This is a genomic window from Clostridium sp. chh4-2 (assembly GCF_002899675.1).
In the GTDB taxonomy this organism is placed as follows: domain Bacteria; phylum Bacillota; class Clostridia; order Lachnospirales; family Lachnospiraceae; genus CHH4-2.
Window position 1 is genome coordinate 1 of record NZ_PKUU01000040.1, and the last position, 24,512, is coordinate 24,512.

The 24,512-nt window shown below is 47.6% G+C and carries 23 protein-coding genes and 2 tRNA genes; 22 read left to right on the forward strand and 3 right to left on the reverse strand.

Annotation, left to right across the window (positions count from 1 at the left end; genetic code table 11):
- Positions 1-216: 216 nt before the first annotated feature.
- Together trxB and C0033_RS25955 are read left to right on the forward strand one after the other, a co-directional pair.
- Positions 217-1,134, forward strand: coding sequence for a thioredoxin-disulfide reductase (trxB, locus tag C0033_RS25950; RefSeq protein ID WP_103230761.1), 918 nt, complete (start codon positions 217-219; stop codon positions 1,132-1,134).
- Between the two features lie 17 nt (positions 1,135-1,151).
- Complete coding sequence (locus tag C0033_RS25955) at positions 1,152-2,621, forward strand: NlpC/P60 family protein (protein WP_103230762.1); 1,470 nt, start codon at positions 1,152-1,154, stop codon at positions 2,619-2,621.
- A gap of 149 nt (positions 2,622-2,770) precedes the next feature.
- Here C0033_RS25955 and raiA read toward each other — a convergent pair whose 3' ends face one another.
- Positions 2,771-3,298 carry a ribosome-associated translation inhibitor RaiA gene (gene raiA, locus C0033_RS25960; RefSeq protein ID WP_103230763.1) on the reverse strand — a complete coding sequence of 176 codons (528 nt, stop codon included), beginning with the start codon at positions 3,296-3,298 and terminating at the stop codon, positions 2,771-2,773.
- A gap of 306 nt (positions 3,299-3,604) precedes the next feature.
- On the opposite strand from raiA, the gene C0033_RS27280 reads away from it, so the two are divergent.
- The 7 genes from C0033_RS27280 to C0033_RS25995 all read left to right on the forward strand — a co-directional run bounded on the left by C0033_RS27280 (position 3,605) and on the right by C0033_RS25995 (position 11,184).
- Positions 3,605-3,793, forward strand: coding sequence for a hypothetical protein (locus C0033_RS27280; RefSeq protein ID WP_103230764.1), 189 nt, complete (start codon positions 3,605-3,607; stop codon positions 3,791-3,793).
- A 66-nt stretch (positions 3,794-3,859) separates the two neighbouring features.
- Complete coding sequence (gene secA, locus C0033_RS25970; RefSeq protein WP_103230765.1) at positions 3,860-6,436, forward strand: preprotein translocase subunit SecA; 2,577 nt, start codon at positions 3,860-3,862, stop codon at positions 6,434-6,436.
- A 184-nt stretch (positions 6,437-6,620) separates the two neighbouring features.
- Positions 6,621-7,752, forward strand: a protein-coding gene (gene prfB, locus C0033_RS25975; protein WP_103230766.1) for a peptide chain release factor 2 whose coding sequence is annotated in 2 segments (ribosomal slippage) — positions 6,621-6,695 and positions 6,697-7,752 — 1,131 coding nt in all. Because the reading frame shifts where the segments join, the coding sequence is not laid out codon by codon here.
- A 144-nt stretch (positions 7,753-7,896) separates the two neighbouring features.
- Positions 7,897-8,340 (forward strand): ACT domain-containing protein, encoded by a 444-nt coding sequence (locus tag C0033_RS25980; RefSeq protein WP_103230767.1) that lies wholly within the window; start codon positions 7,897-7,899, stop codon positions 8,338-8,340.
- Positions 8,341-8,374: 34 nt separating this feature from the next.
- The gene (locus C0033_RS25985) at positions 8,375-9,592 is read left to right on the forward strand and encodes a homoserine dehydrogenase (protein WP_103230768.1); all 1,218 of its coding nucleotides are present in this window, start codon (positions 8,375-8,377) and stop codon (positions 9,590-9,592) included.
- Between the two features lie 27 nt (positions 9,593-9,619).
- Positions 9,620-10,828 carry an aspartate kinase gene (locus C0033_RS25990; protein ID WP_103230769.1) on the forward strand — a complete coding sequence of 403 codons (1,209 nt, stop codon included), beginning with the start codon at positions 9,620-9,622 and terminating at the stop codon, positions 10,826-10,828.
- A gap of 2 nt (positions 10,829-10,830) precedes the next feature.
- Positions 10,831-11,184, forward strand: coding sequence for a DUF2752 domain-containing protein (locus tag C0033_RS25995; RefSeq protein WP_103230770.1), 354 nt, complete (start codon positions 10,831-10,833; stop codon positions 11,182-11,184).
- A 2-nt stretch (positions 11,185-11,186) separates the two neighbouring features.
- Here the strand turns inward: C0033_RS25995 and C0033_RS26000 are convergent, their stop codons facing one another.
- Both C0033_RS26000 and C0033_RS26005 read right to left on the reverse strand, forming a co-directional pair.
- Positions 11,187-11,567 (reverse strand): DUF4190 domain-containing protein, encoded by a 381-nt coding sequence (locus C0033_RS26000; RefSeq protein WP_103230771.1) that lies wholly within the window; start codon positions 11,565-11,567, stop codon positions 11,187-11,189.
- Positions 11,568-11,652: 85 nt separating this feature from the next.
- Positions 11,653-13,896: an excinuclease ABC subunit UvrA gene (locus tag C0033_RS26005; protein WP_103230772.1), complete on the reverse strand. Its 2,244-nt coding sequence runs from the start codon at positions 13,894-13,896 to the stop codon at positions 11,653-11,655.
- Between the two features lie 170 nt (positions 13,897-14,066).
- Here C0033_RS26005 and C0033_RS26010 point away from each other — a divergent pair, with 170 nt between their 5' ends.
- The 13 genes from C0033_RS26010 (at position 14,067) to C0033_RS26070 (ending at position 24,238) form a co-directional block, all read left to right on the forward strand.
- Positions 14,067-14,936 carry an AraC family transcriptional regulator gene (locus tag C0033_RS26010; RefSeq protein ID WP_103230779.1) on the forward strand — a complete coding sequence of 290 codons (870 nt, stop codon included), beginning with the start codon at positions 14,067-14,069 and terminating at the stop codon, positions 14,934-14,936.
- A gap of 222 nt (positions 14,937-15,158) precedes the next feature.
- The gene (locus tag C0033_RS26015) at positions 15,159-17,300 is read left to right on the forward strand and encodes a Tex family protein (protein ID WP_103230780.1); all 2,142 of its coding nucleotides are present in this window, start codon (positions 15,159-15,161) and stop codon (positions 17,298-17,300) included.
- Between the two features lie 37 nt (positions 17,301-17,337).
- On the forward strand, positions 17,338-18,522 hold the full coding sequence (locus C0033_RS26020) for a MalY/PatB family protein (protein ID WP_103230773.1): 1,185 nt from the start codon (positions 17,338-17,340) through the stop codon (positions 18,520-18,522).
- A gap of 17 nt (positions 18,523-18,539) precedes the next feature.
- A complete protein-coding gene (locus C0033_RS26025; RefSeq protein ID WP_103230774.1) occupies positions 18,540-19,046 on the forward strand; it encodes a YcxB family protein in 507 nt (168 codons plus the stop codon).
- Between the two features lie 14 nt (positions 19,047-19,060).
- Positions 19,061-19,489 (forward strand): tRNA (adenosine(37)-N6)-threonylcarbamoyltransferase complex ATPase subunit type 1 TsaE, encoded by a 429-nt coding sequence (gene tsaE / locus C0033_RS26030; RefSeq protein WP_103230775.1) that lies wholly within the window; start codon positions 19,061-19,063, stop codon positions 19,487-19,489.
- A 7-nt stretch (positions 19,490-19,496) separates the two neighbouring features.
- Positions 19,497-20,195: a tRNA (adenosine(37)-N6)-threonylcarbamoyltransferase complex dimerization subunit type 1 TsaB gene (gene tsaB, locus C0033_RS26035; protein WP_103230776.1), complete on the forward strand. Its 699-nt coding sequence runs from the start codon at positions 19,497-19,499 to the stop codon at positions 20,193-20,195.
- A complete protein-coding gene (rimI, locus tag C0033_RS26040) occupies positions 20,192-20,641 on the forward strand; it encodes a ribosomal protein S18-alanine N-acetyltransferase (RefSeq protein ID WP_242984600.1) in 450 nt (149 codons plus the stop codon). The genes tsaB and rimI overlap by 4 nt, the downstream gene beginning before the upstream one ends.
- 158 nt (positions 20,642-20,799) lie before the next feature.
- A complete protein-coding gene (locus tag C0033_RS26045; protein ID WP_103230782.1) occupies positions 20,800-21,042 on the forward strand; it encodes a hypothetical protein in 243 nt (80 codons plus the stop codon).
- A gap of 91 nt (positions 21,043-21,133) precedes the next feature.
- Entirely contained in the window at positions 21,134-22,045 is a 912-nt protein-coding gene (locus C0033_RS26050) for a ribonuclease Z (protein ID WP_103230783.1), read from the forward strand.
- A 58-nt stretch (positions 22,046-22,103) separates the two neighbouring features.
- Positions 22,104-23,141 (forward strand): tRNA (adenosine(37)-N6)-threonylcarbamoyltransferase complex transferase subunit TsaD, encoded by a 1,038-nt coding sequence (gene tsaD / locus C0033_RS26055; protein ID WP_103230777.1) that lies wholly within the window; start codon positions 22,104-22,106, stop codon positions 23,139-23,141.
- Between the two features lie 4 nt (positions 23,142-23,145).
- Positions 23,146-23,853: a 2-C-methyl-D-erythritol 4-phosphate cytidylyltransferase gene (ispD, locus tag C0033_RS26060; RefSeq protein WP_103230778.1), complete on the forward strand. Its 708-nt coding sequence runs from the start codon at positions 23,146-23,148 to the stop codon at positions 23,851-23,853.
- 145 nt (positions 23,854-23,998) lie between these two features.
- A tRNA-Ser gene (locus C0033_RS26065) sits at positions 23,999-24,084 on the forward strand.
- 65 nt (positions 24,085-24,149) lie between these two features.
- Positions 24,150-24,238, forward strand: a tRNA-Ser gene (locus tag C0033_RS26070).
- Positions 24,239-24,512 lie beyond the last annotated feature (274 nt).

The window sequence follows — 24,512 nt, forward strand, 5'->3', positions numbered from 1 at the left end:
ATATCAAAGTTTGCTGAGAGTGTAAATAGTTACTATTCACAGTCCCGGGGACCTCTGCCGCCGGAATCTGGCCTGGCGGCAGAGGTCCCCGGGACTGTGAACAGTAACTTAAAATAAAAGAAAAAGAGTTTACCTTTATATTGAATATTTATGTTAAGCTGTGTTATACTGTATAGGTAAAAGTGGCAGTTTGACTCTTGAGATGAGGTTAGCAGAATGGACAAAATTTTTGATTTGATTATTATTGGTTCCGGCCCAGCCGGATTAGCGGCAGCAGTATATGCGCAGAGAGCGAAATTAGATACAATTACGATAGAGAAAAGCATGGTGAGCGGCGGACAGGTTCTCACCACATATGAAGTTGATAATTATCCGGGATATCCCGGAATTTCAGGTTATGACCTGGGGACGAAGTTCCGTGAACATGCGGACAAGCTGGGAGCAGTTTTCACAGAAGACGAAGTGGAACGAATTGAACTGGAAGGCAAGATTAAAGCAGTTGTATGCTCCGGCGATACTTATAGGGCGAAAGCGGTTATTATCGCTACGGGAGCCAACCACAGAAAGCTTGGCGTTCCGGGAGAAGAAGAGCTGGCAGGCATGGGCGTGTCCTATTGCGCGACCTGTGACGGCGCATTTTTTAGAAAAAAAGTTACCGCAGTTATCGGCGGAGGAGATGTGGCGTTGGAAGATGCGATATTCCTTGCCAGATTGTGTGAGAAAGTTTATTTGATCCACAGAAGAGATGAGTTCCGCGGCGCTAAGAGCCTTCAGGAGAAGCTTCTGTCCCTTCCGAATGTCGAGGTTATCTGGGATACGGTTGTGGAGAAGATCAACGGTTCCGAGAAAGTGGAATCGATCTCATTATTGAATAAGAAAACGAATGAGCAATCTGAACTGGAAGTTCAGGGTGTATTTATTGCCGTTGGCATCACACCGGTAACGGATGTGTTCAGCGGATTGGTGGAAATGGATCATGGATATATTAAAGCGTCTGAAGACGGACGTACATCTGTAGATGGTATTTTTGCTGCGGGGGATGTGAGGACAAAACCACTGAGACAGATCGTAACAGCCGTATCGGATGGCGCTAATGCCATTACGAGCGTGGAGCGGTATCTGACGGAAGCATAAGGGGAGGCAAAGTTCAGATGAAGAAGATGATAAAAGTACTGATAGCCGGCTGCTTCTGCACCACGTTTTTAGGCAGCATGACTGCTTTTGGAGCCATGAACCTGGAGACGGAATCTCCGGTTGCAGGAGGAGCAGTTGCGTTAAACAATTATTTTGCCGGCAGCAGGAATCCGGAAGATGATTTGGTTAAGACCGTTACGACTACCACGAAGCAGATTGCGGCTGCGGGAACATTGGCTGGTTCCCAAAAAGCGGCGCAGAGGGATGTGCCGCAGGTTACCGCCGCCCGTTCCGAGTATGAAAATGTGGCGATTTCCCAGGTCAGCGAGTACGTTAACGTAAGAAACCAGCCCAATACAACAAGCGATGTGGTGGGTAAGATTTATAATAACTGCGCTGCGACGATACTGGCATCTGTAAACGGCGAGGGCGGAGAATGGTACCAGATTCAGTCCGGAAGTGTGAACGGATATATTAAAGCACAGTATTTTATTACGGGCTCCCAGGCTGAAGCCAAGGCGAAGAGTGTGGGGAAAGAGTATGCCACGGTGGTTGGAACTCCGACGCTGCGTTTGAGGGAAAGCCCGGATTTAAACAGCAAGACACTGACTCTTTTAGCAGAAGGCGCCAATTATGTTGTGGTCGAAGAAACCGGCGATTTTGTGAAGCTGGCAGTGGATTCGGATCTGGAAGGCTATGTGTTTAAGGATTATATAAAAACGAGCGTTGAATTTGATAAGGCAGTTTCACTGGCCGAAGAGGAAGCGAAAGCAGCCGAAGAAGCAAAACGGAAAAAAGAGGCCGATGACGCGATTAAACAGTTAGAAGAGGCGAAGAAACAGGAAAGCAAAAAGCAGTCGGAAGCGGCGAAGGAAACAACTGCGGCTCCTAAGACTACGGCGGCTGAGACTCAGAAGCCTAAGGAGACGACAACAGCGTCTTCCACAATTCCAGCGAATCCGGCAGGCAACGGTGATTCACCAACGGCCAATGCGCCTGTGACCGAGGCTGTGAAGACGACGGCAGCTCCGGAAACTACAACGGCAGCGCCTAAAGAGACGACCCAGTCCAAAGGCCCTTCAGGCCCGGGAAGCGATAACTCGGACTCTTCTCCGGAAGTGACCTCGGCAACCCGTAATGCGATCGTTGCATATGCCAAACAGTTCCTCGGCAATCCTTATGTTTACGGCGGAACCAGCCTTACCAATGGTGCGGACTGTTCAGGATTTACCATGCAGATTTATGCACATTTTGGTATTTCAACAGGAAGAAGTTCAAGGGATCAGGCTGCGAAAGGAAGAGAAATCTCTGTATCAGCCGTTCAGCCGGGAGATCTGCTGTTCTATGCCAGCGGTAATTATATCAATCATGTTGCAATGTACATAGGCGGAGGCCAGGTTATTCACGCCAGCACTCCGACATCAGGTATTACCACAGCTCCATCAAATTACAGAACTCCATGTAAAGCGGTTACGTTTTTGGATTAATAAAGAATCATTATTTCACCCCGGCAAAGGATTTCTCTGCCGGGGTGATTCGCATTATCCGGTACGGCTGCAGGCCGACGCACGGAGGGATAAAACAAAACGAAAAAACGCCCTTGTCTCTGCGACAAGGGCGCTTCTTTTATTAAAATTTAGAATTCCGGTTCAATCAATCCGTAGGTATTGCCTTTTCTCTTATACACAACATTGACTTCATCTGTATCAGCATTTAAAAATACATAGAAGTTATGTCCAAGGAGTTCCATCTGAATGCAGGCTTCTTCTGCATCCATCGGCTTAATTCCGAACCGTTTTGTCTTAACGATCTGGATCTCTTCCTCTCCCTCGCTCTCTTCATCGATAAATGCCTGGGAGAAGGACAGGGCAGCCTGCTTCTTGTCGATCAGCTTCTTCTTATATTTTATAATCTGGCGTTCAATGATTTCCTCTACCAGATCAATTGATACATACATATCAGAACTGGATTCCTCGGCACGAATAATGTTGCCTTTCATAGGAATCGTAACTTCAATTGTCTGTCTGCCTTTTTGAACACTGAGTGTAACTATAACTTCTGTTTCAGGAGTAAAATAGCGTTCAAGCTTGCCAATCTTGTCCTGAACTGCATCTCGTAAACCCGGGGTCACCTCTATATTTCTTCCTGTAATGATAAAACGCATATGTCATCAGCTCCTTCTTCTTGAGATGTATTTAGTATACCATATGAAGTACAAAAACTCAATCAAAACTAATTAATTGTTAAGACAATTAATCTTAAAAAAATCTAAATTTATTCTACTTTCTCCAATGCTAGTTTGGGCCAAAAGTCAAGGAAAAATACTGTTTTTTTTGTCGAACATTGTAAATTCATGACAAATACACAAATTTACCTTAATTTTATATTTGCTGTCGAGGAAGGTTATATTTTGCAGTAAAATTGTGGATAATGTGGATAAGTTGGTGTATAAGTAGTTTTTCCCATAAAAATGGCATTTATGGGTGGGGATAAAAATGGGGGAATTGTGCACAGGAAAATGTGGATAGTGTGGATAAGTAAAAAATCGAACATAGATTTTGTGCAATTTGCTAGGTTAACCATAATAGGCGGAAAAGGGAGGGAGATTATGACGGAGAAAGTGAATTTTTTGTTAATAAAAAGAGAAAACGTTGAATAAAATAAAGGTTGGTGATACAATATATAAGATTGTACCATTATAGCGTTAGTTAGGAGAATAGAGAATATGAATCTCATTGAGAAAGTATTTGGCACTCATAGTGAAAGAGAATTAAAGCTGATCTATCCTATAGTAGATAAGATAGAGGCATACCGGCCTGAGATGGTTGAACTTTCAGATGAAGAGTTAAAAGATAAAACAAGAATATTCAAAGAGCGTTTGGCAGCAGGGGAAACGCTGGATGATATTTTACCGGAGGCATTTGCAGTGGTAAGAGAAGCTGCAAGAAGAACTCTGAATATGGAACATTACCGTGTGCAGCTGATCGGTGGAGTTGTGCTTCATCAGGGCCGTATTGCCGAGATGAGAACCGGTGAAGGTAAAACGCTTGTTTCTACAGCTCCGGCCTATTTAAACGCTTTGAGCGGCAAGGGGGTTCACATCGTTACGGTCAACGACTATCTGGCCAAGCGTGATGCCGAGTGGATGGGACGTGTACATGAATTTTTGGGACTGACTGTAGGTGTGGTACTCAACTCCATGACTTCCGATGAAAGAAGAGCGGCTTATGCCTGCGACATCACCTATGTTACGAATAATGAACTGGGATTCGATTATCTGAGAGATAACATGGCGATTTACAAAGAACAGCTGGTTCTGCGTGAACTGGACTATGCCATCATCGATGAGGTCGACTCCGTTTTGATCGATGAAGCGAGAACTCCTCTTATTATATCCGGACAGAGCGGAAAATCCACGAAACTGTATGAGGTCTGCGATATTCTCGCGCGCCAGCTGGAACGCGGAGAGACTTCCGGTGAATTCACCAAGATGAATGCCATCATGGGCGAAGATATCGAAGAAACCGGAGATTTCATTGTCAATGAAAAAGATAAAGTAGTAAACCTGACAGAAGACGGTATCAAGAAAGTTGAGAACTTCTTCCATATTGAAAACCTGGCTGATCCTGAGAACCTGGAGATCCAGCACAATGTGATCCTGGCCCTTCGTGCCAATAACCTGATGTTCCGCGACAAAGATTATGTGGTAAAAGACGACGAAGTATTGATTGTCGATGAATTTACAGGCCGTATTATGCCCGGACGCCGTTATTCCGATGGTCTCCATCAGGCAATTGAGGCGAAAGAGCATGTGAATGTGCGCCGTGAGAGCAAGACTCTGGCAACCATCACATTCCAGAACTTCTTTAATAAGTTCCGCAAGAAAGCGGGTATGACCGGTACTGCTCTGACAGAAGAGAAGGAGTTCCGTAATACGTATGGCATGGATGCCATTTCCATTCCGACAAACAAACCGATTGCCCGTGTGGATCATGAGGACGCCGTTTATAAGACAAAGAAAGAGAAGTTTAAAGCGGTTGTGGATGAAGTGGAAGCTTCTTATCAGAAGGGACAGCCTGTACTGGTTGGTACGATTACAATTGAAACTTCCGAGATGCTCAGCGGTATGCTGAAGAAGCGGGGAATTCCTCATAAAGTATTGAATGCCAAGTTCCATGAATTAGAGGCTGAGATTGTAGCGGATGCAGGTATCCACAAGGCAGTGACCATCGCAACCAACATGGCCGGCCGTGGTACGGATATTAAACTGGATGAAGAGTCCAGAGCCATCGGAGGACTGAAGATTATCGGTACGGAACGTCATGAATCGAGACGTATTGATAACCAGCTGCGCGGCCGATCCGGACGTCAGGGAGATCCCGGTGAATCCAGATTCTATATTTCCTTGGAAGACGATTTGATGCGTTTATTCGGATCAGAGCGTTTGGTGAGCATGTTCAGCGCATTGGGTGTGCCGGAAGGCGAGCAGATCGAGCATAAGATGCTTTCTAATGCCATTGAAAAAGCTCAGATGAAGATCGAGAGCAATAACTACGGTATTCGTGAAAACCTTCTGAAATACGATGAAGTAATGAACGAACAGCGTGAGATCATATATGAAGAGAGACTCAAAGTATTAGACGGAGAGAACATGAGAGATCTGATTCTCAAGATGATAACCGATATCGTTGAGAATTCCGTAGATTTGTCTATTTCTGATGAGCAGACCCCGGATGCATGGGATCTGGCTGAGCTGAACACCCTGCTTCTTCCTGTAATTCCGTTAAAACCGGTGACATTAGACGATGAGCAGAGAAAGCATATGAAGAAGGATGAGCTGAAGCATATGCTGAAAGAGGAAGCCATCAAGCTTTATGAGGTTAAGGAAGCGGAATTCCCTGAGGCGGAGCAGATTCGTGAGATCGAGCGTGTAATTCTTCTGAAAGTCATTGATAACAAGTGGATGTCCCATATCGATGATATGGAGCAGCTGAGACAGGGTATCGGCCTTCAGGCTTATGGACAGCGAGATCCGCTTGTAGAGTATAAGATGAGCGGTTATGAGATGTTCGATGCGATGACTGCCGCAATCTGCGAAGATACGGTAAGGATTCTGTTCCATATCCGCGTAGAGCAGAAGGTGGAGAGAGAGCCTGCAGCTAAGGTAACCGGAACCAATAAGGATGACAGCGTTGCCAACGCTCCTAAAAAACGTGAGGAACAGAAGGTCTATCCAAACGATCCATGTCCGTGCGGCAGCGGTAAGAAATATAAACAGTGCTGCGGACGTATGAAATTATAGTAACAGAAAAGCCGGTAAGGGCAGAAAGAGACAGGTGGAAGCTGTATTTTAAGCAGTTCCGCCTGTCTTTTTCTGCCCTTTCAAAAAGCATTGGGGTTGACAAGCTTTATAGGAATTGTGTATGATTAGACGTACTATAAATAATGCTAAAACCTTGAGTTTAGCAGTGAAAGAGGGTGACACAGTGGTAGAGTTAGATCAGTTTAAGTACACATTATCAACATTTGAAAAACCATTAGTGGAAGTGAGGGATTCACTTTGACTTAGATGCTAAGTTAAAGAGAATTGACGAACTCGATAAATCGATGGAAGAACCGGGATTCTGGGACGACGCGGACAAATCCACAAAACTGGTGCGGGAAGCGAAGAACTTAAAGGATACGGTGGAAACTTACAACGGCCTGGAACGCCAGTTTGAGGATATCCAGGTCATGATTGAGATGGGATATGAAGAAAATGACCCGTCTCTGATTCCTGAGATTCAGGAAATGCTGGATGAATTTACGAAGACCCTGGATAAGATCAGGATTCAGACGCTTTTGTCCGGCGAATACGACAACTGCAGCGCGATTGTCAGACTGAACGCGGGCGCAGGAGGTACCGAATCCTGTGACTGGTGCAGCATGCTGTACCGGATGTACTGCAGGTGGGCGGATTCGAAGGGATATACCACAGAAGTTCTGGATTATCTGGATGGAGATGAGGCCGGAATTAAGTCCGTTACCGTTCAGATCAACGGTGAAAATGCCTTCGGCTATCTGAAATCAGAGCGTGGCGTTCACCGCCTTGTCCGCATATCGCCGTTTAATGCGGCGGGCAAACGGCAGACTTCTTTTGTATCCTGCGACGTTATGCCGGATATTGAAGAGGATCTGGATGTGGAGATCAATCAGGATGACCTGCGGATTGATACCTACCGTTCCAGCGGCGCCGGCGGACAGCACATCAATAAGACGTCATCGGCTATCCGTATTACCCATATTCCAACCGGAGTTGTGGTTCAGTGCCAGAATGAGCGTTCCCAGTTCCAGAATAAGGACAAGGCCATGCAGATGCTGAAAGCCAAACTGTTTTTACTGAAGCAGCAGGAGAATGTGGAGAAATTATCCGATATCCGCGGCGATGTAAAAGAGATCGGCTGGGGAAACCAGATCAGGTCTTATGTGCTTCAGCCCTATACCATGGTAAAAGACCACAGAACTGGCGAAGAAAGCGGCAATGTGGCCAGTGTTCTGGACGGAAATATCGACCAGTTTACCAGCGCATATCTGAAATGGGTCAGCTTAGGATGCCCGGATCAAAAGGCCTCAGAATAAGTTTTGTCGAAAAAAAGGTTGCATCTCCTGGGAAAATATGTTAATATCTTCCTCGTGAGCACAAATGTATTTCAAGCGCGCACAGACATTGCAGAGCAAGGTTTGTGCGCTTTGTGTACATAGAGGTACAGAGGGAGCAATTTTATGGAAGATAAAAGTAAGTATTTTGTGGTGAAACAAAAAGCGGTGCCGGATGTACTGCTGAAGGTTGTGGAAGCGAAGAAGCTTTTGGAATCAGAGCGGGCGATTACGGTACAGGAAGCCACCGATAAAGTGGGTATCAGCAGAAGTTCTTTTTATAAGTACAAGGATGATATTTTTCCATTTTACGACAACACGAAAGGAAAGACGGTAACCTTTGTTTTACAGATGGATGATGAGCAGGGTCTGCTGTCGGATCTTCTTCATATTGTTGCCCTGTATAAGGCGAATATCCTTACAATCCATCAGAGTATTCCTGTGAATGGAGTTGCAACTCTGACCCTGAGCGTGGAAGTTTTATCCAATACGGGTAATGTCTCCAAGATGGTAGAGGAGATAGAGGAGCAAAAAGGAATTCATTATGTAAAGATTTTAGCAAGAGAATAAAACGCCGCTCTCGGTGGCAGAATGAGAGGATAGTATGATAAGTGTTGCGATAATGGGATATGGTACAATTGGTTCAGGTGTGGCTGAGATTCTGGAGAAAAACCAGGACGTGATCGCAAAAAGAGCGGGCCAGGAAGTTACTTTAAAATATGTGCTGGATTTAAGAGAGTTTCCGGATTCACCGGTGGCTGATAAGATCGTTCATGATTTTGCCGTAATCGAGCAGGACCCGGACGTTCAGGTTGTGGTTGAGACCATGGGCGGCCTGAATCCCTCTTATCCGTTTGTAAAAGCATGTCTTCAGGCCGGAAAGCATGTGGCAACGTCCAATAAGGCGTTGGTTGCAGCCTATGGCACAGAACTGCTTCAGATTGCCAAAGAACATAATGTCAACTTTTTCTTTGAAGCCAGCGTAGGAGGCGGCATTCCGATTATCCGTCCGCTTTACCGCTGTCTGATGGGGGAAAAGATTGAAGAGATCACAGGCATTTTAAACGGAACCACCAATTATATACTGACAAAGATGGATAAAGAAGGAGCTTCTTTTGAAGGGGCGCTGAAAGAAGCCCAGGATCTTGGGTATGCGGAGAGAAATCCGGAAGCGGATGTGGAAGGCCACGATACCTGCAGAAAGATCGCGATTCTGACGGCTATGGCTACCGGGAAAGAAGTTAATTTTGAAGATATTTATACGGAAGGCATTACGAAGATCACGGATGTGGACTTTAAATATGCGGATAAGATGGGAACATCCGTGAAATTATTCGGTTCCAGCCGCATGGGAGAAGAAAAGATCCATGCATGGGTGGCTCCGGTTATGATCGGACCGGAACATCCGCTGTATTCTGTAACCGATGTATTTAACGGAATTCTGGTGAAGGGCAATATGCTGGGAACCACCATGTATTACGGAAGCGGAGCAGGAAAACTGCCTACCGCCAGCGCCGTAGTGGCCGATATTATCGAAGCGGCCCAGAATGCAGACAGACATGTGGAAATGGGCTGGGATGATGAAAGGCTGGAGATCGCAGATATGAGCACTTCCGCTCACCGTTATTTTGTGAGAGTAGAAGGAAAAGCGGCGGATAAAGCGGAGAATATGAAAGCGGTATTTGGTGAAGCTGAGTTTATAGAATTGGAGAACATGGATGAATTTGCAGTCCTGACCCCTGTTCTTACGGAAGCCGCACTTCAGGAAAAGATCGCCGGAATATCCGGTGTCAGACAGCTTATCCGCGCAGAACTTGCTTAGGAAAGAACAGGAAGGACAACAGATCAAATGTTAGTTGTTAAAAAGTTCGGAGGAAGCTCCGTTGCTGATAAAGATAGAATATTTAACGTGGCCAGACGGTGCGTGGAGGACTACAACAAGGGATATGACGTGGTAGTGGTGCTGTCGGCTATGGGAAAGACCACGGACCGCCTGATTCAGGAGGCCCATGAGATCAATCCTCATCCTCCGAAACGAGAGATGGATATGCTTTTAGTCACCGGAGAACAGATCTCCGTTGCCATGATGTCCATGGCCATGCATTCGCTGGGAATACCGGCTGTTTCTCTGAATGCGTCACAGATTCAGATGCAGACCACTTCTTCTTATGGAATGGCCAAACTGAAAAAGATCGATACGGAGAGAATCCGTCACGAACTGGAAGCCCGCAAGATCGTAATCGTCACCGGATTCCAGGGAGTGAATAAGTTTGACGATATGACCACCTTAGGCCGGGGCGGTTCGGATACCACGGCTGTGGCACTGGCCGCAGTTCTTCACGCAGATGCCTGTGAAATCTATACGGATGTGGACGGCGTTTACACTGCCGATCCCCGCATTGTGCCCAATGCAAAGAAATTGACAGAGGTATCCTATGACGAGATGCTGGAATTTGCGTCTCTCGGAGCCAAGGTTCTTCATAACCGTTCTGTTGAAATGGCGAAAAAGTATGGAGTACAGCTGGTAGTTCTGTCCAGTCTTACAAGGGCGGAAGGAACTGTCGTGAAGGAGGGATCTAAGATGGAAAGAATGTTAGTGAGCGGCGTTGCAGCCGATAAAAATACGGCGCGGATTTCCGTGCTTGGAGTAAAAAATGAACCGGGAACCGCATTTAAGCTGTTCAATCTTCTGGCTAAAAATGGTATTAATGTGGATATCATCATCCAGTCAATCGGACGCAATTCCAGTAAGGACATCTCCTTTACTGTAGCTCGCACCGATCTGGAAGATGCGCTTACCCTGTTAAATGCCAATAGGGAGCTGATCACAGCTCAGGATATTCAGAGCGAAGAGACTGTTTCCAAGATTTCAATTATCGGAGCGGGCATGACCAGCAATCCGGGTGTGGCTGCTAAGATGTTTGAAGCGCTTTACAGCGCCAATGTCAATATTAAAATGATCGCTACTTCAGAAATCCGCATTACGGTGCTGATCGATGAAGTGGACACCAACAGAGCCATGAGAGTGGTTCACGACGCATTTGACCTGGCGGATTAATTATGATTGAAACGATTTTTTATATTTTAGGCAGAATTTTAAGGCAGGGAGTTCCCTGCCTGTTTCACCTTATTACCGGGCTTTACTGTCCGGGCTGCGGCGGCACTAGAGCGGCCCGCTATCTGCTTCATGGGCAGATTATGAAAAGCTTTTGGTATCATCCGCTGGTGCTTTATATGGCGGTGGTGGGGAGCGTGGAATTCATCACTTTTGTGCTCTCCAAGATACAAAAAAAGCCCCAGCTGTATCTGGGGCACATGGTTACGTTCACCAATATCGGTGTGGTTATCGTGATTCTGAATATGATTGTGAAAAACTTCATGCTCGTATTTTTGGGGATTGATCCCCTGCCTTAAACTTACTGAACCGGAGCAGACGGGAAGAGATTCTGGTACTGCTCCATCATTGTGTTATACATTTCATTATACATCTTTGCAAATGCAGGATCGGTTCTGATTAAAACTCCAACCATATAGATATAAGCGACAATAAAAATGCTGATCAAAATTGCTCCAATAGACAACACAAGGCCGGCGACTGCAACTCCCTCAAACGGTTTTCCTTTTTTGGAGAAGATAGCTAAAAGAAGGCCTACGACGCCGAGAAAGAACTGAAAAGGCGGTATACAGCAGCTTATGACTGCAAAAATACCTACAATCAGGGAAGCTGACGCCATGGTGTTCTTTTCTTTTTTCAATGGGGTGTTCGGTGTCTGATTTATATAATTGTTGTCCATCATCTTGTTTTCCTCCGGTATACTCTGTCATTATTTCCTCTGCTGATTGTAGCATGAAATAATACCGCTGTCCATAGATGGCTTTCACTCATTTGGGACAGGAAGCCCGCAGGCAGTCCGCCGTCAGCGTTTTCGCGCTATGCAGCATCTCCAGCGGCGTGCCTGTGAATACCACTTGGCCGCCGTTTTTTCCGCCGTCCGGGCCGATGTCGATGATCCAGTCCGCCTGCTTCATCACATCCAAATTGTGCTCGATCACCACCAGCGTGTTTCCACGGGACACGATCATATCAAAGAGCTTTAAGAGATTTTGAATATCGGACAGATGCAAGCCGGTGGTTGGCTCGTCCATAACGACGATGCCGCCCCGCTTGCTCAGGTTCTTCGCCAGTTTGATTCGTTGGCGTTCGCCGCCGGAGAGAGTACTGAGGGGCTGGCCCAGTGTCAAGTAGGAAAGACCTACCTGCTCCATCACTTTCAGGTGCTTTTTAATTTTGGCATCTTCGAACACCTTCAGTGCTTGGGACGCGGTCAGGCCCAGCAGTTCCACAATATTCTTTCCCTTGTAGGTACAGGCAAGGGCCTCCTCATTATACCGAACGCCGCCGCAGGCCTCGCACTCTGTCACGATGGGGTCCATGAAGGCCAGCTCGGTGACGATGACGCCCTTGCCGCCGCACACTGGGCAGGCCCCGGCGGAGTTAAAACTGAACAGACTGTCCGGCTTGCCGCTCTCACGTGCCATCAGTTTACGAATTTCATCGAAAAAGCCAAGATAGGAGGCAGGGGTGGAGCGGTTGGTGGCCGTGATGGGTCCCTGGTCTATCATCACAAGATCGCTTTTGTAGAGATTTGCAAACACCTGGGAGATCAGGGTGCTCTTGCCCGATCCGGCCACGCCGGTCACCACAGTCATGATGCCCAGGGGAATGTCTACGTCCACATGCTTCAAGTTGTGTAGGCAGGCATCCCGGACCGGCAGGCTGCCTGTCGCTTGACGGGGCGTCTCTTTGATGGGAAGCACCTGACACATAGCCCGCCCGGTCAGGGTGTCGGCCCGGAGCAATTCCGGGTAACTGCCCGCGAATACAATTTTCCCGCCGTTTTGTCCGGCCCCCGGCCCCACGTCGATCACATGGTCGGCAATGGAAATCACATCCTTGTCATGCTCAACAACCAGGACAGTATTGCCCTTGTCCCGCAGCTGCCGGAGTAAATTGTTCATGCGGTAAACGTCGCGGGGGTGCATCCCTGCACTGGGCTCGTCAAAGATATAGGTCATGCCGGTCAGACAACTGCCCATATACCGCACCAGCTTGAGCCGCTGGGCCTCCCCGCCGGACAGGGAGGGCGTTTCCCGGTTCAAATGCAGGTAGGGCAGGCCAATCTCGATCATCCGGTCCAGGCCCTCGATGATAGTCTGAACCAGGACGCTTACCGTCTGGTCGGTGATCTGCGTCAATACAGCCCGAAGCTGGGTCAGCTCCATGCCGCAGAAATCCGCAATAGAATATCCATTAATCTTGCAGCTCAGGGCGGCCTCGTTCAGCCGCTTCCCGTGGCAGTCGGTACACTCCATCTCGGCAACCAGGCTTTGGGACTTCTCCCGGGTGTGTTTGCTCTTATTGCTGATATCCCGGTTCAAAAGTGTCTTGGTGTACTTATGGTACAGCCCGGTAACCTTCGGGTTTTCCGGCTCGCCCTTGCTGTCTCGGGAGCCGTAGAGCAGGAGGTTATATTCCTCGACGGAATATGCCCGGATGGGCTTATCCAGGTCGAACAGGCCGGACTGGGCATACTGCTTCCAGTACCAGGAGCCGGGCCGGTAGAGGGAATCCTTGACACAGCCCTCATTCCAGGATTTATCCAGATCCAGAATCGCCTCCACGTCCACTTTGGTGATTTTACCCAGGCCGGAGCAGGTTTTGCACATGCCATTGGGGTCATTGAAGGAAAAGTAGGAAGCCGTTCCCACAAAGGGCTTTCCGATGCGGGAAAACAGGAGGCGGAGACTGGCGTACAGGCCGCTGATGGTTCCCACGGTGGAACGGGCGTTCCCGCCCAAAGGGGATTGGTCCACTATCACCGAGGCCGTCAGGTTGTCGATGCGCTCCACCGCCGGTTTCGGGTATTTCGGCAGTCTGGACCTCACGAAGGCTGGGTAGGTGGCGTTCATCTGCCGCTGGGATTCGGCGGCGATGGTATCAAAAACGATGCTGGACTTACCGGAGCCTGACACCCCGGTAAACACTGTAATTTTTTCCTTTGGAATGCGGAATGTGACGTGCTTCAAATTGTTTTGAGTCAGACCATGCACAAGAATATCCGTCATTATATTACACCTCTTTTCATTTTCTCTTTTAGTATTCTAATCTTGATGGTTTCCACGTTATAGTGTATCAAAGGAGAATATCCCATTCATGACACTTTTTGCTGAATTTTTGGCTCTGGAGATAAAACGTGCGGTATGGTATCATAGAATTGCCGGGAGGAGGTGCCATTTTGAAAGAAATATCCCCTTTAGAAAGGGCAATCGAATATATAGAAAACCATCTGAATGAAAATATTGGTTTGAGCGATGTGTCAAGCGAGACAGGATATTCCTACTATCACATGACACGTCTGTTTTCTTCCGTATTAGGAGAATCTGTTGGCCGTTACATCAACCGGCGCAGGCTGTATAACGCCTCGAAAAAGCTGATCCATTCCGATCAGCGGGTCATTGATATTGCGTTTGACTGCGGGTTTGAATCACCAGAGGCTTTCAGCCGGGCATTTAAGGCCGCTTTTGGCAGCAGCCCAATCGATTACCGAAGGGCAGGACTTGACCTTATAGTGAACGCCAAGAGGGAATTAGCCCCGGAAGATGTGGGCCATATTGCGAATAATATCTCGCGCTCGCCCGAATTTGTGATGCGCAAGGAGACAAGGGTGGCAGGACTCAGGGGAACAACCTCTCTTTCTGATAACCGGCTTCCCGGATTGTGGGCGGAGTTCACGTGTCTCCATAAAGAACTGTTTATGGCAGCTGGCGCAGGGTATGGCATTTGTGAAACGCAGCAGACTGCCTATACAAAAGATGGGGATGTTTTGTTTGCAGTCATGGTGGGATGCCCAGTGAACGATTTTGACAGTCTGCCACAATCATTATCATTGGACAAAAAAGTTTTACGGGCAGGAAAGTATGCAGTTTTTTCCCACCGGGGAACCTTGGCGAACTTGTTCAAAACATATCAGTACATCTTCGGAACATGGCTGCCGGCAGCGGGAATGGAACTGGACGACCGCGAGGACTTTGAAGTTTATGAGCGAGAGGTGCTGTCGTTCGATGATCCTGATAATGAAGTTAAAATTTATATACCAGTAAAATGAGAAGAAACAATGCTCAATTTTTCATATCACGTCTTTCTGTCAGCCGCAATACTTAAATCCCCGTGGTCACTGGCGGCCCGCCCTGCGGACGCTTTACCGGGCGCGGCCCGATGGAATGGCACAGAGCGGGAACAGCGTCAATTATGGGGAAAGTCGATGGTTGCATATCGGGGAAGGATGAATTATAATAGGCTAATCGAGACTAATGATGGAGTTGAAAAGATGGATATTATTAAGACATTACATGAAGAACTGAATATCAGCCGCAGCCAGGCAGAAGCGGCAGTGAAATTAATTGATGAAGGAAATACCATACCTTTTATTGCCAGGTACCGTAAAGAGGCGACCGGTTCCCTGAACGATGAAGTGCTGAGGGACTTGGACGAGCGCCTGCGGTATTTGAGAAATCTGGAGGAGAAAAAGGAACAGGTTATCTCATCCATCCGGGATCAGGAAAAATTGACTCCTGAATTAGAAAAGAAGATCCGGGAAGCGGCGACTCTTGTTGCGGTTGAAGATTTATACCGTCCGTACCGCCCAAAACGGAGAACCAGGGCGATGATTGCAAAGGAAAAGGGACTCGAGCCATTGGCGGATCTCATCTCCATGCAGATGGTGAAGGAGCCGCTTGATAAGCTGGCGGCCGAATATGTGTCGGAAGAAAAGGGTGTGGCCAATGTAGAGGAAGCGATTGCGGGAGCGAAGGATATTCTGGCGGAACGCATTTCCGATCAGGCCGAATACCGTACATTTATTAGAAATATGACGATCAACAATGGAAGCATCCAGTCCTCAGCCAAGACGGAGGGAACAGAATCCGTCTATGAGATGTATTATGCATATGAAGAACCGATCCGCAAGGTGGCAGGGCACCGTGTGCTGGCATTAAACCGTGGAGAAAGTGAAAAGATTCTCAATGTGAAGGTGCTGGCTCCGGAAGAGAGAATTCTTGGATATCTGGAAAAACAGGTGATTGTCAATGACAATCCATATACAAAACCGCTTCTTAAAGAAGTGGCGGAAGACAGCTACAAGCGTCTGATCGGCCCGGCGATTGAGCGGGAGATCAGAAATGACCTCACTGAGAAAGCCGAGGACGGCGCGATCAAGATATTCGGCAAGAACTTAGAACAGCTTCTGATGCAGCCGCCAATTGTAAACCGGGTGGTGCTGGGCTGGGACCCGGCGTTCCGTACCGGCTGTAAGCTGGCTGTGGTGGACGGCACCGGAAAGGTTCTGGATACCGTGGTGATCTATCCTACCGCACCTCAGAATAAGGTGGAAGAATCCAAGGCAATACTGAAAAAACTGATTAAAAAATATAATGTTTCCCTGATTTCCGTAGGAAACGGTACGGCATCCAGAGAATCTGAGATGATTATTGTGGATTTATTAAAGGAGATACCGGAACACGTCCAGTATGTGATTGTCAATGAAGCGGGGGCTTCGGTATATTCTGCCAGCAAGCTGGCAACAGAGGAATTCCCTAATTTCGATGTTGGACAGAGAAGCTCGGTTTCCATTGCGCGCCGCCTTCAGGACCCGCTTTCCGAATTGGTAAAGATTGATCCTAAGTCCATCGGCGTGGGACAGTACCAGCATGATATGAACCAGAAACATCTGAGCGAAACCCTTCAGGGCGTGGTGGAAGACTGTGTAAATAAAGTCGGCGTGGACTTAAACACGGCTTCCGCATCCCTGTTGGAATACATTTCCGGCATTACTAAGGCGATTGCCAAGAATATAGTGGCTTACCGGGAAGAAAACGGGGCGTTTACCAACCGGAAGCAGCTGCTGAAAGTGGCAAAGCTGGGGCCGAAGGCATTTGAGCAGTGCGCCGGATTTATGAGGATTCAGGGAGGAGACAACCCGTTAGACGGAACTTCCGTCCATCCGGAGAGCTATGAAGCGGCTAAGACGCTGCTGGAGCGTTTGGGATACCGTCCGGAGGAGATTGCAGCCGGAGGATTAAAGGGGATCAGCAAAAAAGTTCTGGATTACAAGAAGATGGCGGCAGAGCTGGGACTTGGTGAGATCACGTTGGAAGATATTGTAAAAGAGCTTGAAAAACCGGCCAGAGATCCCCGTGATGAGATGCCAAAGCCGATTTTAAGAACGGATGTGCTGGAGATGAAGGATCTGACCGTGGGCATGATCTTAAAGGGAACTGTGAGAAATGTAATCGATTTTGGAGCATTTGTGGACATCGGAGTTCACCAGGACGGCCTTGTTCATATATCCGAGATGACGGAAAAATATATCAAGCATCCCATGGAAGTGGTCAGCGTAGGCGATATCGTGGAAGTGAAAGTGATCAGCATTGACCTGGCTAAAAAACGGATCGGGCTTTCCATGAAACTGTAATAACATGGTAAATGATAAGGGGTAAAAGGAGAAGAATATGGACCAGAGAAAATATAATTTTGACGAAATAATTGACAGAACCGGAACCCATTGTTTGAAGTTTGACCGCCTTCCTGAGGGGGCTCCGGCAGATGCTCTGCCGTTATGGGTGGCGGATATGGATTTCCCGTGTGCAGATCCGATACTGGACGCTCTGCACGCCCGCATTGACCGCAAAATCTTCGGGTATACCACCTATGATAACGGGGAGGGAAAAGCGGCGGTATGCGGCTGGTTTAAAAAACGTTTTGACTGGGATGTGGATGCGGATGATATCTTTTTCAGCCCTGGCGTGGTTCCGGCAATCGCATATCTGATCAATGCTTTGACGGAAAAGGGGGACGGGGTTGTAATTCAGAGGCCGGTCTATTATCCTTTTACAAAAAAGATTGAAGCAAACGGACGCAGAGTGGTCAATAACTCTCTGCTCTATGAAAATGGCGTTTACCGCATGGATTATGAGGATCTGGAGAAGAAGCTGGCGGAACCGTCCAATAAAGGCATGATTTTATGCAGCCCACACAATCCGGTAGGGCGCGTTTGGAAGACGGAAGAACTGAAAAAAGTGGTGGAAATCTGTCAAAAATATGATAAATGGATTATTTCCGACGAAATTCATTTTGACCTGACGAGAATCGGAGTGGTGCATCATCCGCTTTTGAAGATTGCTCCGGAATATAAAGACAGGATTATCGTATGTACGGCGCCCAGCAAAACATTTAACCTGGCCGGCATGCATACCTCCAATATTGTGATATCCAACCCGGAATATAAAAAGATTTGGCGTCAGGTGGTGGACGAGTGTTTTTCCGCATCGGATTGTAATCCGTTCGGTCTTGCGGCAGAGATTGCCGCTTACAATGACGGTGAAAACTGGCTGGAACAGGTGAGAGAATATCTGGATAAAAATATTGACTATGTCAAAGAGTTTGTGGCCCGGAATCTGCCGAAAGCGAAGATGGTGGAAGCGGAAGGAACATACCTTGTCTGGATAGATTTTAACGGTTATGAAAAAGACTGCAAAAAATTGGAAGAGTTGATGCAGAAGAAGGCGAAAGTGGCATTGGACGAAGGATACATTTTCGGCGAAGAGGGCTCAGGGTTTGAGCGGATTAATGTGGCATGCGCCAGAAGCGTTCTGACCGATTGTATGGAACGCATTAAGGCGGCGCTGGATAATTAGAAAGGTGATTATAACAGATGGCAGATCAAAAGACATTTTCATTTAATGTGCAGCTGACGGTTAAGGAATTATGGCAGTTTTCCCTGTATCACTCTTATAAGGGACTTATGGGGATTTTCAATGTGCTGTTTACCATAGCCGCGCTCTATGTGCTGATTATGAACTGGACCGGCATGACGGTAAGCCAGAAGGTGCTCATGATTTTATGCGTTCTCATGTTTACCGTGATACAGCCGTTTATGCTGTATCTGAAAGCGGCCCGCCAGTCAAAGGTTCCGGCTGTAAAAGAACCGATGCAGCTGTTGTTTACAAAGGAATCAATCAGCATTGCGCAGGCCGGACAGGAAGCGGTTGTGGCCTGGGACCAGGTGGGACGGGTGGAAGGAACTCCTTTCATGCTGATCTTTTACATGGACCGGGTTCACGCATATCTGATTCCAAAAAGTCTTATGGGCGCTCAGGAAGCGGAGTTCAGAGCCTTGATACGGGAATGTCTTCCTAAGGCCAGATATAAGAGAGTGTAGTGGAGGTACGGATCATGATCCTGGAAACATATAGGCCGGAGGAGACATTTGAGTTAGGGGAAAAGCTGGGGGCGGAGGCGAAAACGGGAGAGATCTACTGCTTAAATGGAGATTTGGGAGTGGGAAAAACCGTGTTTACCCAGGGGTTTGCCAAAGGGCTTGGAATTGAAGAACCGGTGAACAGCCCCACATTTACCATCGTGCAGCAGTATGAGGAAGGACGCTTGAACCTGTATCATTTCGACGTTTACCGGATCGGAGATGTGTCCGAGATGGATGAAATCGGCTATGAGGACTGTTTCTACGGGGAAGGGGTCTGCCTGATCGAATGGTCTGACCTGATTGAAGAGATACTTCCTGCTGATGTGATAAAAGTCAAGATTGAAAAGGATTTGGAAAAGGGATTTGATTACCGCAAAATTACGGTAACAGGAAAGGCATGAGATTCAGATGAGAATATTAGGAATAGAGAGTTCGTCTCTGGTTGCGTCTGTGGCGGTGGTTACGGATGATATCCTGACGGCGGAATATACCGTGAATTTTAAGAAGACCCATTCGCAGACTCTGCTACCCATGATCGACGAGATGATGAAGCTTTTGGAGATCGGACCGGAAACTGTGGATGCCATTGCGGTATCCGGCGGACCGGGATCATTTACCGGACTGCGGATCGGTTCGGCTACGGCGAAGGGTTTGGGCCTGGCGCTGGGAAAACCGTTGATTCATGTGCCGACTGTGGATGCTATGGCTTATAACCTGTACAGTTCTTCCGCTTTGATCTGTCCGATCATGGACGCCAGAAGGAACCAGGTGTATACCGGCCTGTATCATTATAAAGACCGGTTTGAAATCGTTAAGGAACAGTGCCCCATGGATATGGGAGTTCTGGCGGCAGAATTAAACGACAGGGGAGAAAAGGTGATTTTCCTCGGAGACGGGGTGCCTGTATATAAAGAGCAGATTGAAAAATTGCTGACCGTTCCCTATGATTTTGCACCGGCCCATATGAACCGGCAGAGAGCCGGAGCGGTGGCCGCATTGGGAGCCGTGTATTACCGGGAAGGCAGAATTGAGACGGCGGCGGATCACGGCCCGGATTACCTGAGAAAATCCCAGGCGGAACGGGAGCGGGCAGGAGAGACGTTATGATCCGCAGAATGGAAGTTCGGGATATAGACCGTGTGGAGGAGCTGGAAAATGCCTGTTTTCATGATCCCTGGTCCAAAAAACTTTTGGCTCAGGGACTGGAGTGCAGCCTGGACCGGTATTTCGTCCTGGAAGAAGACGGCTTATTGAAGGGGTATTCTGTGCTCCGGGTGATCGCAGACGAAGGCGAGATCCAGAGGATTGCAGTATGGCCTGAGATGCGCCGCCAGGGCTGCGGTAAGAAACTTATGGATGCGATGGTCAACTCTGCCAGGGAAAACAAGGTTTCAGACCTCATCCTGGAAGTCCGCGCAGGCAACCTTGGAGCCATCAGCCTATATAAATCCTATGGTTTTCAAAAAGAGGGTGAACGGAAGAATTATTACACCGGTCCTACGGAGGATGCATGGCTGATGCGGCTCAGGGAAATTTGCAGGAATTACCAGTAAAATCAGTCAAAAGAAGAATTATAATGTAGGGGTATCCTGTAGGGTACTCCTTTTTGCTTCTCCGGGAAATGAACCGCATCGGAAATCATTTCAGAAGAGGAAAAGGAATGCTTTCGTATGGGAGAACATTGGAGCTGGAAAAGAAAGGTGAGGTTAACATGAGGAAGTACAAAAGTGACGGACAACTGGAAAGTGTAGTATGCAATTGCTGTGCGAAGAGATTGGTGGTGAAAGGAGGAATTGTCAGAGAAGGCGTGATGGCGGTTAACCATGCATGGGACTTTTTTTCGGAAAAGGATGGCGAGATTCATCATTTCGATCTGTGTGAAACGTGTTACGACGAATTAATACAGGGGTTCCGGGTGGATGTGGACATTGAAGAACAGATTGAAATGTTATAGACGGGAAATGCAGCACCTACTTGATTAATAGAAGCGGTTTGTGTTATCATTTCAGGTGAGACTTTTAGAAGATCTGGAAATGGGGATTATTATGTTGGATATTTGTTTATTGGGCACCGGCGGTATGATGCCGCTTCCTTACCGCTGGCTGACCTCAATGATGGCGCGCTGCGATGGCAGCAGCCTGTTGATAGATTGTGGTGAAGGAACACAGATTGCGTTGAAGGAAAAGGGCTGGAGCCCGAAACCCATCGATGTGATCTGTTTTACGCATTATCATGCTGACCATATCAGCGGTCTTCCTGGTTTGCTTTTGACCATGGGCAATGCAGAACGGACGGAACCGCTTCTGTTAATCGGGCCTAAGGGTCTGGAACGGGTGGTAACAGCTCTGAGAACCATAGCGCCGGAACTGCCGTTTCCGCTTCGCTTCCTGGAACTGAGCGAACCGAGGGAACGGATGAACGTAGGCCCTTATATTCTGGATGCTTATCGTGTGAATCATAATGTGGTCTGCTATGGATATTCTATTTCTATTCCGAGAGCAGGAAAATTCGATGTGGAACGGGCCAAATCCCAGGGCGTGCCCATGAAAATATGGAGCCGCCTGCAAAAAGGCGAGCACGTGGAGATTGACGGAACGTCCTATACCCCGGATATGGTATTGGGGCCGCAGCGCCGGGGATTAAAGGTTACTTACTGTACGGATACCAGACCGGTTCCCGTAATTGCAGAATATGCAAAAGAAGCGGATCTGTTTATCTGTGAGGGAATGTACGGAGAAGACGGAAAAGAAGCGAAAGCCAGAGAGTACAAGCATATGACTATGTACGAAGCTGCGCGGCTTGCAAAGGAAGCACAGCCTAAGCAGATGTGGCTGACGCATTACAGCCCTTCTCTTACAAGGCCGGACGAGTTTATCGACAAGGTCCGTGACATTTTCCCGGGAAGTAAAGCGGCCAGAGACGGCTGGACACTGGAATTGGAATTCGATGAAGATTAATGATGGAATAAACCGGCCGTGTAAACCTGGGCCGGCTGCAGCAGAATGAGAGGATATTATGAAGAAGCATACGACAGACGAAGACGTATTGATATTGGCAATTGAAAGCTCCTGTGATGAAACGGCCGCATCTGTGGTTAAAAATGGCCGCCAGGTGCTGTCCAATGTGATCTCATCCCAAATCGCCCTTCATACTCTGTACGGAGGAGTGGTGCCTGAGATCGCATCCAGGAAACATATAGAAAAGATTAATCAAGTGATAGAGGAGGCCCTTTTGCAGGCTGGAGTCACTTTGGAGGAGATCACTGCGGTTGGAGTCACTTATGGACCCGGACTGGTAGGCGCTCTTTTGGTAGGCGTGGCGGAAGCCAAGGCAATCGCCTATGCTGCGAAAAAGCCTTTGGTGGGCGTTCATCATATCGAAGGCCATGTGTCCGCTAATTTTATCGAACATCCTGATTTGGAGCCGCCGTTTGTATGCCTGATTGTTTCTGGAGGCCATACTCATCTGGTAATCGTAAAAGATTACGGAGAATTCGAGATTTTGGGAAGGACCAGAGACGACGCTGCAGGGGAAGCATTTGACAAGGTGGCCCGTTCCGTGGGATTAGGGTATCCGGGCGGACCGAAAGTGGACAAAGCTGCAAAAGAAGGAAACAAGCATGCGGTGGAATTTCCCAGGGCAAAAGTGGAGGGCGCGCCGTATGATTTCAGCTTCAGCGGTTTGAAATCGGCGGTTTTAAATTATATCAACCACGCCCAGATGAAGGGAGAAGAGATCAATGTGGCCGATTTGGCCGCTTCTTTCCAGAATGCGGTAGTGGAAGCGCTGGTAAGCAGGGCCGTGGCCGCTGCAAAGGAATTTGGCTATGATAAGCTGGCGATTGCCGGCGGCGTAGCGTCCAATTCCGCCTTGCGTGAAGCCATGAAAGAAGCCTGTGAAAAAGAACATTTGAGTTTTTATTATCCATCCCCCATCTTTTGTACAGATAATGCGGCTATGATAGGAGTTGCTGCTTATTATGAATATATCAACGGCACGCGCCATGGATGGGATCTCAATGCGGTGCCGAATCTGAAGCTGGGAGAGCGGTAATCTGATGGAACACACGAGAAGCGCGGCAATCGTGCTGGCAGCAGGCCAGGGCAAACGGATGCACAGCAAAATACAAAAGCAATATATGATGTTGAGGGAAAAGCCTCTTCTATATTATGCGCTTAACGCATTTGAAAAAAGTGAAGTGGACGACGTGATCGTGGTTGTGGGCGCTGGAGAAATCCAGTTCTGCAGAGAGCATATTATAGAAAAATATGGTTTTACAAAAGTGAGAGCCGTGGTGGAAGGCGGAAAAGAACGTTACCATTCCGTTTACCAGGGAATCAGGGCTGTTGAAAATTGTGATTACGTATTGATCCATGACGGCGCAAGGCCATTGGTGGATGAATCCATGATAGCATCAGCTTTGGATTCAGTCAGAACATATCAGGCTTGTGTGGTGGGAATGCCGGTGAAGGATACGGTGAAAGTTGCGGATGACAATGGTTACTCACAGTCAACGCCGGACCGGTCAAAGTTGTGGGCGGTTCAGACACCCCAGGCATTCTCTTTTGAACTGGTGCGGGGGGCCTATGAAAAACTGTTTGAAAAGGACGAGTATCAGATAGGCGTAACCGACGATGCGATGGTGGTGGAACAGATGACCGGACACCGTGTAAAACTCATTGAAGGAAGCTACGAAAATATAAAGGTAACCACTCCTGAAGATGTGTCTGTAGCGGAGGTTTTTCTTCAAAATAGGGGCATTTGAAATTTTTTCAAAAAAGTTTTATTTACTTATTGACAGAACGTGTTTTAGATGATAGAATATCCAAGTCGCTGCGAAATACGCGAATTAAAAAGAAAAAAGTACTTGACAAAAAGTCACTTTTTGTTTAAAATAGAAAAGCACGTTTGGAGAGGTATCGAAGTGGTCATAACGAGGCGGTCTTGAAAACCGTTTGTCCGCAAGGGCGCGTGGGTTCGAATCCCACCCTCTCCGTTAGCAGGTTGGACAACCTGTGAACATTGATGAATATGTCGATGAAAATCAGCTGTTAGTACTTTGCAGAAGTACCCAAGTGGCTGAAGGGGCTCCCCTGGAAAGGGAGTAGGCCGTTAGTAGCGGCGCGAGGGTTCAAATCCCTCCTTCTGCGTTGGATTTTCTCCAAACAGTACGATAGCAATGAACCTTGATAATTAAAGATTGAACAGTATGTAAAACCCTGAAAATTCTAATAAAACAGGCCATGTTTGATGGCCTTGAATGAGAAAATTCAGAACAAATACAGAGATGTATACGAACCAAACAAAAACAGTAAAGAGAGTTGAAAGACACTCTCCGGATTTAAAATTAGCTAACGTTAATTTTGAATCAAGATCAAAACTTTAACATGAGAGTTTGATCCTGGCTCAGGATGAACGCTGGCG